Source organism: Burkholderia sp. Ac-20379, assembly GCF_017104645.1.
Classification (GTDB): Bacteria; Pseudomonadota; Gammaproteobacteria; order Burkholderiales; family Burkholderiaceae; genus Burkholderia.
Map to the genome: position 1 here is coordinate 1 of NZ_JAAGPF010000406.1, position 5,821 is coordinate 5,821.

General features: G+C 68.4%; 4 protein-coding genes and 1 pseudogene. 1 reads left to right on the plus strand and 4 read right to left on the minus strand.

All coding sequences use genetic code 11. The features are described from left to right. Positions 1–452: pseudogene (locus tag G3N92_RS30060) on the plus strand (ornithine cyclodeaminase family protein); the annotation flags it as partial. A 71-nt stretch (positions 453–523) separates the two neighbouring features. Here G3N92_RS30060 and G3N92_RS30065 read toward each other — a convergent pair. From G3N92_RS30065 to G3N92_RS30080, 4 genes are all read right to left on the minus strand, one after another. After that, positions 524–1,492, minus strand: a complete 969-nt coding sequence (locus G3N92_RS30065) for a GlxA family transcriptional regulator (RefSeq protein ID WP_206131196.1) — start codon at positions 1,490–1,492, stop codon at positions 524–526. Positions 1,493–1,613: 121 nt separating this feature from the next. Beyond that, on the minus strand, positions 1,614–2,297 hold the full coding sequence (locus G3N92_RS30070; protein WP_206131197.1) for a M24 family metallopeptidase: 684 nt from the start codon (positions 2,295–2,297) through the stop codon (positions 1,614–1,616). Between the two features lie 143 nt (positions 2,298–2,440). After that, a complete protein-coding gene (locus G3N92_RS30075; RefSeq protein WP_206131198.1) occupies positions 2,441–4,909 on the minus strand; it encodes a TonB-dependent receptor in 2,469 nt (822 codons plus the stop codon). A gap of 123 nt (positions 4,910–5,032) precedes the next feature. Next, positions 5,033–5,821: FecR domain-containing protein (locus tag G3N92_RS30080; protein ID WP_206131199.1), on the minus strand; the 789-nt coding region annotated here is incomplete at its 5' end.

Below are 5,821 nucleotides of genomic sequence, written 5' to 3' on the forward strand. Positions count from 1 at the left end.
CCGCGCGATGCGCCGCGACATGGCGCGAGGCGGGCTTGCCGGCGGAGGCGGTGGCCGCGCTCGAGCCGGCCGTGCGCGACGCCGATATCGTCAGTTGCGCGACGCTCGCGCAGGCGCCGTTCGTGCGCGCCGAGTGGCTGCAAGCCGGCAGCCACCTCGATCTGATCGGCAGCTTCACGCCGGCGATGACGGAAGCCGAGCCCGGCTGCTTCGGGCAGGCCGATGTCTGGGTCGATACCGAGGAGGCGCTGATGAAATCCGGCGATCTGTTGAACGCGATGCGCCTGGGCGTCTGGGCGCGGGATGCGCTGCGCGGCGACCTGACGCAACTGTGCCGCGGGTCCGTGGACGGCCGTATCGATGCGCGCCAGCGCACGGTATTCAAGGCGGTCGGCAGCGCGCTCGAGGATCTGGCGGCGGCCAAGCTCGCGTGCCGGGCGGCGCAGGGCTGACGGCCGGGGCGAACCCGCCGCGTTTCATGCGGCGCCGCCCAAGCCCGCCGCGGCGGCGCCTGGCCCGCCCCTCAAGCGCCGATCCGCGACGCGAAATTGAGCCGATATTGCTGGGGCGTCACGCCGAGCCGGCGCTTGAACGCCATGCGCAAATGGTCCGCGTCGCGCAGCCCGCATCGATAGGCGACGGTCTTGAGCGGGACGGTGCTGTTTTCCAGCATGACCCGGGCCGCGTCGATGCGCGCGCTTTCGACGAACTCCGCCGGGGTGACCTGGGTATCGCGGACGAAAACGCGCGCGAAGTGACGCTTGCTCATGTTCGCCACGGCCGCCAGCGTGTCGATGCTCAGATCGTCGCCGAGGTGCCCGAGCACATATTGCTGAACCTGCGCGATCGGCGACGAGGCCTCGGCATACGGCGTCAGGTAGGGGCTGAACTGCGATTGCCCGCCGGCGCGCTGGAGGAACACCACCAGCCGCTTGGCGACGTTCAGCGCCACCTCCGGCCCGTGGTCCTGCGCGAGCAGGTAGAGCGCCAGATCGATGCCGGCCGTCACGCCGGCCGAGGTGTAGAGGTTGCCGTCCTGGATGAAGATCCGGTCGAACTCGACCCGGGCGGTCGGGCACAGCTCGGCGAGCGCGGCGGCGTCGTTCCAGTGCGTGGTGACGGTACGGCCGTCCAGCAGCCCGGCGCGCGCGAGCGTGAGCGCGCCGTTGCAGATCGAGCCGAAGCGCCGCACGCGCCGGCTCGCCGCCCTGAGCCAGGCATGCACCGATTCGCCGAGCGCCGCCTGAACGAGCGACGGCCCGCCCATCACCAGCAGCAGGTCGTGCGCGTCGTCCACGTCGGCGAAATGACGGTCGGGCTGGATCCGCAGGCCGTTGGAGCAGCGCAGCGGCCCGTGCTCGGTCGAGATCGTTTCCAGGCGGTATTGCGCGTCGGGCAGCAGGAAGCGATTCGCCTCGGCGAACACGTCCGACGGGCCGAACAGGTCGAGCGCCTGGACGCCGGGAAATACGAGCAGGGCAACGCTAACCATCGGTCGTCGAGAAAACGAAGCAATTGAAGTGGGCATGCGCAGCGAGGCGCCGAGAGATACTGCCTCAGTTTCCCGGCGATGTACATTCGGCTCGGGCGCGCGCTCGCGCACGCCGCATCGCCTAGCGATAGAACGTGTCGTCGAGCAGCATGTCTTCGAAGAACGCGCCGAATCGCCGCTGCGGGTCGCGGAGATGGATCTCGAGAATCCAGCGCATGGCGGACGGCGTGGCGTCGAAATCCGACAGCGAGCCGGTATGGATGGTGGCGTGCGGGAAATCCGACACCCGATGGCCGGGCAGGTCGAAGTTCAGTTCCCAGCCCATCGCACGCGCCGTTTCGTCGGCATAGGCGTAGAGAGCGGTGCCGGTCAGCTTCTGCCGTTCCCAGACGCCGCGCACGTCATGGAACAGGCGCTCGGCATCGCGCGCGCAACGCGCATGGGCCTCGTGATGCCCGACGACGAACGAGGCGCCGCCGTCGCCTTCCCACGCGTCCACCCGCGGGGCGATATCGATGAAGAAAATATCGTTTTCCTGAAGGATCACGCCGGGCGCGGACGCCTGCTTCATCGGCTTGGTGGTGTTGCTGCCGAAGCGCACGCGGGTCGGGTGCCAGCTCAGCGCCAGCCCCGATCCGACGAGCACGCCCTTGGCCATCTCCACCGCGTCTTCCTCGACCATGCCGGGTTGGACGTTGGCCGCGATCTGCCGGATCGCCTCGCGGGTCTTCTGGCGGGCCAGCAGCATGCCGTCGACGGAAAACGCGGGGCCGACTCGCTCGGCCGAGGCAAGAATCTCGCTCATCTATCTCTGCTCCGTAACCTGCGTGGGCGGGAATGCCTCACGCGTGACGAAATTCTGGACGCTCGACGCCGACGGGGAAACGGTTTCGGGGCGAGTCCAACGGACAGATTGGCGGCGTTTCGTGCCATCGCGCGGCACGGTGCTCACATCTTGAACCGCAACGTGAACAGCACGCTGCGCAGGTCGCCGAGGAAGTTGCCGTTGCCGACCCCGCCGAGCGACTGGTAATAGAGGCGGTTGAACAGGTTGTTGACGTTCAGTTGCGCGCGGATCTGCTTCGTGATGTCGTAACCGGCCTGCAGGTTGACGACCGCGTAGCCGCCCTGGCTCAGCGTGTAACCCGAATCCTGCGTGTAATAGCGGCTCGACAGGTTCACGCCGCCGCCCACGTCGAGCTTGCTCAGCGCGCCGTGGAACCGATAGTTCGTCCAAAGCCGCAACAGGTGCTTCGGCGCGATCTGCGTGAAGGCCTGGCCGCTGGTGCCGGTGGCCGACAGCGACGAGTCGAGCGACACCACATCCGTATAGGTATAGCCGCCAAACACGGTCCAGCCGGGCAGGACCTGGCCCGTGGCCGATACCTGGAAGCCCTCGCTGCGCGCCTTGCCGGCCGCGATGTCGTAGCCCGACAGCGGATTGGCCGGATCCGCGATGGCGCGGTTCTGCTGATGGATCTGGAAGATCGACGCGGACGTGTTCAGGCGTCCGTCGAAGTACTCGCCCTTGATGCCGAGTTCCACCTGGTTGCCGCGCAGCGGCGCGATCAGCTTGCCTTCGGCGTCGGTGTTGGCCTGCGGCTCGAAGATCGTCGTGTAGCTCGCATAGGCCGACAGATGCCTGTCGATGTCGTAGATCAGCCCGAAGAACGGCGTGACCTTCGCCGAGATGTGGGCGGCCGAATCGGCCGTGCCGAAGGTGTTCTCGCCGTAGGTGTTGCGCACGTTCCACCACGACAGCGCGCCGCCGATCACGAAGGTCAGCGGGTCGGCCAGGCTGATGCGCGCGTTGGTGTAGAGGTTGAACTGCGAGCTGTCGGTAAACGAGGTCTGCAGCGAATTGCCGGGCACGATCGGCGGCAGCGCGCCGGTGAAATAGTTGTAGGACTGCGTGCCCGAAAAATCGAAATTGTCGTGCAGTGCGAAATGGTAGGTCTGGTAGTCCATCCCCACCGTCAATTGGTGGGTGCGCCCGAACAGTTTCACCGGGCCGGCCACGAACAGGTCGAAGGTGCGCTGCACGTTCGATTCGTGATTCAGGAACGACGCGGCCTTGATCGTGCCGGTGTCGACGTCGATGCCGCCGCCGTAGGGGTAGACGGCGGCGAAATCCGACGAGGTGTTGAAGGCCTGCGCCGTGAATTTCGCCTTCCAGCCGCCACCGAGCTTCTGTTCGAGCGAGCCGAACGCGGTGGTGGTGGTGAACGACTGCCGATCGTCGGGCGAGCCGATGTAGCGCGACGGATCGTGCAGCAATTGGCCGGTGCTGAACGCCGGATAGCCGTCGTCCATCGCCTTCTGGATGATGCGCTGGTAGCTGGCGCCCACCGTCAGCAGCGTGGTGGGCGTGAGGTCCGCCTCGAGCGTGCCGTAGAACAGCGCCTGCTTCTTGAACGTGCCGTCCGGGGCCAGGTGCGCGTCCTGCGCCGCCTCCACGAAACGTCCGCGCACCGAGCCCGAGCGGTTCAGCGCGCCGGTCACGTCGAGCGATTGGCGACGGTCCGATCCCGAGCCGTAGGACACGTCGCCCGTGAAGGCGAAGTCGCGCTGGGCGCGCTTGCGCACCAGGTTCAGCACACCGCCCGCGCCGCCGAAGCCGCTCAGCAGCCCGGCCGGCCCGTCGAGCGCCTCGACGCGGTCGTACATCGCGAGGTTCAGGTTCGTCAGGCCGTTCGCGCTGGTGTTCAGGTTGAACGGGATGCCGTCGAGCTGGATCACGTCCACCGGAAAGCCGCGCGAATAGAAATCGGTCTGGCCGGCGTTGTACTGCGCCGCCGTCATGCCGGGGATCTGCGTGACGGCCTGGTTCAGATCGACGATCTTCTGTTCGTCGATCTGGGCCGCGGTCAGCACGTTCACCGTCTGCGGAATCTCGCGTTGCGCGAGCGGCAGCTTCGAGCCCACCGTGGTGTCGGGGTTCAGCCGCGCGGCGAGCCGGTCGCGATCGCCGGACACGTTCACGACCGGCAGCGCGACGCTGCCGTCGCTGCCGGGCGTGGCCGAAGCGGCCGGCGGCGTGGCCGTCTGCAGCACGTAGCCCGAGCCGGTGCGCGCCGCCGTGAAGCCGCTGCCCTGCAGCAGCCGCGCGAAGCCGGCGTCCACGTCGTAACGGCCCTTCAGCCCCGGCGTGGTCAGCCCGCGCAGGCGGTTCGCATCGGCGGCGATCGCCACGCCCGATTGCTGGGCGAAGCGGTTCAGGCCGTCGGCGAGCGGGCCGGCGGGGATGTCGTAATCGGCGGAGGCGGCCGCGATCGTGCGGGTTTGCGCGTGGGCAGCGCCGCAGAACGACAGCGCGAAGGCCAGCGCGATTGGCAGGTTCGGCAGGTGCCGCGCCAGCGGCGCGAAACGGGGCGGGCCGGCGCGGCGGGAAGCGGGCTTGCGGTACGGCAGAAACATGGCGTGTGGTTCCTGAATTCGTGGTCTCTGATGGCTTGACGGACGAACCGGGAAAAGTGGAACCGAACATGCGAAAAAATTTTCGGCGAGCGCGCCGGGCCGCGCGCATGCCCGGCGCGGCGCTCAGGAATGCGGCGCGGGCGGTGGTTCGGGATCCGTATCGATCCGCGTGATCCACGGCGTCAGCATGCGGATCCGCAGCGCGGGGAAGGTGGTTTTCAGCAGTCGCAGCGCCTGGTCGGTGTCGTCGAGCGGCAGCACCGCGCTGACCTGCATCGCCGCGATCGCCGCGCGGTCGTAGACGATCCGCCCGCGGCGGTAGCGCGACAGCGTGTCGAGCACCTCGGCCAGCGGCCGGTCGGTCACCACCATCTGGCGATGCGCCCAGGCGTCCGACAGGCTGCGCGCATCGATCGTCTCGATCGGGCTCACCGCGTCCGCCGTGATCCGCACGCGCTGGTTCGCCACCACCTGCACCCGATGCGTGCTGTGCTGGTCGCGCTCGTGCGCCGTCTGCACCGCCACCTTCGACTGGATCATGCTCAGCACGGTGTCGTCGGCCTCGCGGTCGACCACGAAGCGCGTGCCGAGCGCACGCACGCTGCCGTCGCGCGTCTCGACCACGAACGGCCGTTCGGGATCCTTCGCCACGTCGACCAGGATCGCGCCCTGCACCAGTTCGATCGTGCGGCGGTGCGCGTCGTAGTGGAGATTCACGGCGCTGGACGTATCGAGCGTGATGCGCGAGCCGTCGGGCAGCACGTGCGTCTGCCATTGGCCCGTGGCGGTGTGCAGGTCGGCCAGCAGATAGCCGGGCGGGTAGGCGCGCAGCAGCGCCCAGGCCGGCAGCGCCAGCGCGATCGCCACGGCGAGCGAGGCGGCGGTGCGCCGTGTGCGTCGCCCGCGGGCAGC